The organism is Cognatishimia activa (assembly GCF_001458335.1).
GTDB lineage: Bacteria > Pseudomonadota > Alphaproteobacteria > Rhodobacterales > Rhodobacteraceae > Cognatishimia > Cognatishimia activa.
The window spans coordinates 71,859-75,901 of record NZ_CYTO01000026.1; the positions used below are offsets into that span (position 1 = coordinate 71,859).

The window sequence follows — 4,043 nt, forward strand, 5'->3', positions numbered from 1 at the left end:
CAAGGCGCGATTTGTTTTCACACCACAATCCTAGCAGCCCGCGAATCGCTAAACAACGAAAAACGTCTTCGGGCGAACAGGTTTTCTGTGCCTAGCTAAAAAATGAAAAAATTCAATGATGCTCCGCATGGAGCGACTGGGACAGTCATGCCTCAGAACGGTGGAGGTATGTCCAATATCAACCAACCCTCGGGGTGGCGCAAAGCGACGGCCGGACTCGCGGTCGCTGAACAGCACGCACAAGCTGGTGAAAGAGCAGCCGTGCCCAAGACACGGGCCTTTGTTGCCGTGAAACGCGTTGGTGCGCATATTGGCCTCAAGGCTGGCGACGTACTGCTTCTCGACACGCTTGGGGCCTTCACTCGGGCCCAGGACTGGGAAGAGGGGCAGCGTCCGATCGTCTGGGCGTCCAACTCTTACCTGATGGAGCAAACAGGCTTCTCGCTCTCGGCGCTCAAGCGCCATGCACGGCGCCTGGCTGAGATCGGCGTGATAGCCTTCAAGGACAGCCCCAATGGCAAGCGTTGGGGCAACAGGGACGCAGAAGGCCGTATCATCGAGGCCTATGGCTTCGACTTGTCGCCGCTCTCGGCTCGAGCCGAAGAGTTTGAGCAGCTACACGCAGAACTGCAGGCCGAGCGCGAACTCTGCCAGCGCCTGAAGCGCCAGATCACGGTTGCGCGCCGAATGATCCGCGCCAGGATCGAAGCGGCCCTCAGCGGCGCTCTGAGAGGCCCCTGGACACAGCTCTCAAGCCTCTTTGAGGATCTTTTGGACCGCCTCCCACGCCGGAACACGGCCTCTGAGACGCTTGCGCGGCTTCTGGAATGGTTCAGGGAGCTCCAGGAGCGTGTCGATGCGACCTATCTCAAAGCAGCTCGAGCGGATGAAGTTGTGGAAAACACGCCGGCAACCACTGAACAAGGGCTTCAAAAGACTCAAGAAATGGACCCCAGGGAGGTCATTTCTGATCCTCATATACTAATTACAAATCAACTTAATCCTGTAACCTGTAATTCCTCAGAAAAAGAGGAAGCGGCGAGCGTGGTGCCAAATGCGCCACCGGAAGAGCGAGTTGATAGGGAGTTGGAAGATTGGGTGGCCGAAACGCGCAAGAAGCGCGGGGCAGCTCTTGATCTGCCGACAGTCATGCAAGCCTGTCCTGAATTTGCGTCGTGGGCGCGCAATATGGGCGGATATCTGAAGGATTGGGGCGATCTGCACCGTGTTGTGGGGCAGTTGAGGCCGATGATCGGCGTTTCTGAACACGCCTGGAACCTCGCGCAGGACCGACTTGGGCCACAAATCGCGACTGCGGCGCTGGTTCTCACGTTCGACAAGCATTGCGCCGGCGAAGTGGCGTCACCGGGCGGATATCTGCGTGGGATGGTCGAGAAAGCCGGGGCAGGGGAGCTGCATCTCGAGCGCAGCTTCTATGGTCGATTGAGCGGGCAGGCTGCATAATGGGATGGGGACGCAGTTTTTGCACGTTGAGAGTTCCAGGTGGGGCATGCGGAGATTGCCGCCTGTATTCTCCGCAGATTTTGCGGCAGTTATTGTTGTCTTGACGAGATTATGCGGTATAATCTCCGCAAGGAATGCGCAAAATATGACCTACATTCACGAAATCACTGACTGGCCGCAGTTTTCTTGGGACAAGGCCAAGCTGTCTTCACAACTTGCCGCTGTCCGCCACCGACAAGGCAAGCTCTTGGGACGCATGGAAGGCCTTGGCTTTGATCTTCGAAACGAAGCGATGTTGCGAACTCTCACCAGTGATGTCGTCAAGAGCAGCGAGATCGAAGGCGAGACGCTCGACAAAGATCAGGTTCGGTCGTCTATCGCAAAACGGCTGGGGCTCGAAATCGGCGGGCTGATCCCGTCTGATCGCCATGTCGATGGGGTCGTCGAGATGATGCTGGACGCGACGCAAGCGTATGACCAACCACTGGACGCAGAGCGATTGTTCGGCTGGCATGCCGCCCTTTTCCCAACCGGGCGAAGCGGAATGACCCGGATCACCGTGGGGCAGTGGCGTGAAGGCCCTATGGAAGTTGTTTCAGGACCTATGGGTCGTGAACGCGTGCATTTTGAGGCGCCGGGAGCGGCACGGCTTGATACAGAGATGGGGCGGTTTCTGACCTGGTTCAATCAGGTCCCTGACACGGATCCTGTTATTCATGCCGCAATTGCACATCTGTGGTTCGTCACGATCCACCCCTTCGACGATGGCAACGGGCGCATTGCGCGTGCGATCGCGGATATGGCGTTGGCGCGATCCGAACGCAGTTCACAGCGGTTTTACAGCATGTCGACCCAAATCCGGCAGGAGCGGAGCGCCTATTATGATATGCTCGAGACGACGCAGAAGGGCGGGCTTGATGTCACCGCCTGGCTCAATTGGTTCCTCAATTGCCTCGACCGTGCTTTTGATGGCGCAGAGATCATTCTGGAGGCCGTGTTTCAAAAGGCGCGGTTCTGGGAGAAATACGGAACGGCCAACATAAACGACCGCCAACGGGACATGCTTAACCGCCTCCTCGATGGGTTCGAAGGAAAACTCACGACGTCGAAATATGCGAAGATCGAGAAGTGCTCACAAGACACCGCATATCGCGACATCCTCGACCTGATCGATTTGGGAGCACTTGAGAAAGATGACGCTGGTGGACGTAGTACCAGCTATTCCCTGGCAGCGAAGTGAAGAGGCTTGTCGCATCCGGTGCTCAGGACATGCACCGCATGGATTTACCAGAGAAAATTGCCGATCTGAGTTTTGCTATAATATATTGATATTATTAAAAAATTAGAAATCGTAGGTAAGACCTTGCCGATGTTCGTTGCCGATCTGGAGTTTCTGCGTGCAATGAAGAAAACTGGGGCTGTGCCGGCCCCTGAAGTTCTTTTCCCGGGCTGGTGGGGCCGGGAAAAGTGAAAGTGTCCTTCGGGTTTTGTGACTGACGGATGAGGGCCTTTGGGGTCCCTCGGACGGGTCCGGGCCGGGTTCCGGTCTGTCTTTCCTGATGAAGGGCATTCCCATGCAAACAGGTATCTTGCGCGTGCTGCGCGCGACCGCTGCCTCGTGGTGGCGACACAAGGAACTGCGCCGAACCGGCCAGTCGGCGCGGGCGCGGCAGCTCGAACGCGAGACCGTCCTGCGTGATCTCGGCTATCTCCGGCAGGCAGCGACATTGCCGAATGCCCATGTAATCTGCGGCGAGGGCGGGACGTTCATCTATCTCGGTTGGACGACTGTGTCGACCTTCGCGCCGATCGAACGCTTTCCCTTGGCCACTCTTGCGGTTGCAGGTGGCACGCCGTTCATCGATATCCGACCCGTCAACAATGTCATCGCCTTCGCGAACCTGCCCCGCGTGAAACGGGGCGGATCGGTCGACCCTGAACCTTGCGGTCCTGGCAGGTCCGTCTCGCTGACCACCTACATCGACATGGCTGAGGAGCTCGGCGCCAGGATCGTCAACGATCCACGCGCCAGTCGGCCAACCTGATCACTATCCCCTCACACCAACACTCGAAAGGAAGCCAGCCATGGCCAGATCCCGCACGCCCAAATCTGATGCCTCCGAGGTCATCACAAACGAAATCATCCGTATCATTGAGCGCGGCGTCCTGCCGTGGCGCAAGCCCTGGACGGCTGGTGGCAGTACACGTCCCCTGCGCGTGGGCGGCGAGGCATATCAAGGCGTCAACAACTTCCTGCTGACCATGCGGACCGTGATGGCGGGCTACAGCTCGCCCTACTGGATGACCATCCCACAGGCCAATGCCCTGGGTGCCAAGGTCCGCAAGGGCGAGAAGTCCTCCGTGGTGGTCTATTACGGCCAGAGCCGGAAACAGGACGAGGCGTCTGGAGACGCCGACGAGGCAGATGGTGACGAGGCCCGCGTCTTCCGTTTCCAGAAATCCTATCGCGTGTTCAACGCCTGCCAGATCGAGGGGTTGCCGGATAGCTTCCATCCCGAGCCGGACCCGGTGCCTGAGCATCCGCCCGCTGAACCCATTCCCCATATGCAGGCTTTTTT

At 58.1% G+C, this 4,043-nt stretch carries 4 protein-coding genes; all 4 read left to right on the plus strand.

Features of this window, described 5'->3' with window-relative positions:
- The first annotated feature begins 147 nt into the window (after window positions 1-147).
- Window positions 148-1,464 carry a plasmid replication protein RepC gene (gene repC, locus TA5113_RS16550; RefSeq protein ID WP_370736455.1) on the plus strand — a complete coding sequence of 439 codons (1,317 nt, stop codon included), beginning with the start codon at window positions 148-150 and terminating at the stop codon, window positions 1,462-1,464.
- Between the two features lie 145 nt (window positions 1,465-1,609).
- On the plus strand, window positions 1,610-2,704 hold the full coding sequence (locus TA5113_RS16555) for a Fic family protein (RefSeq protein ID WP_058314143.1): 1,095 nt from the start codon (window positions 1,610-1,612) through the stop codon (window positions 2,702-2,704).
- Between the two features lie 319 nt (window positions 2,705-3,023).
- A complete protein-coding gene (locus TA5113_RS16560; protein ID WP_058314144.1) occupies window positions 3,024-3,509 on the plus strand; it encodes a hypothetical protein in 486 nt (161 codons plus the stop codon).
- 40 nt (window positions 3,510-3,549) lie between these two features.
- On the plus strand, window positions 3,550-4,043 hold a 494-nt coding region (locus TA5113_RS17300; protein ID WP_258953946.1), incomplete at its 3' end, for an ArdC-like ssDNA-binding domain-containing protein.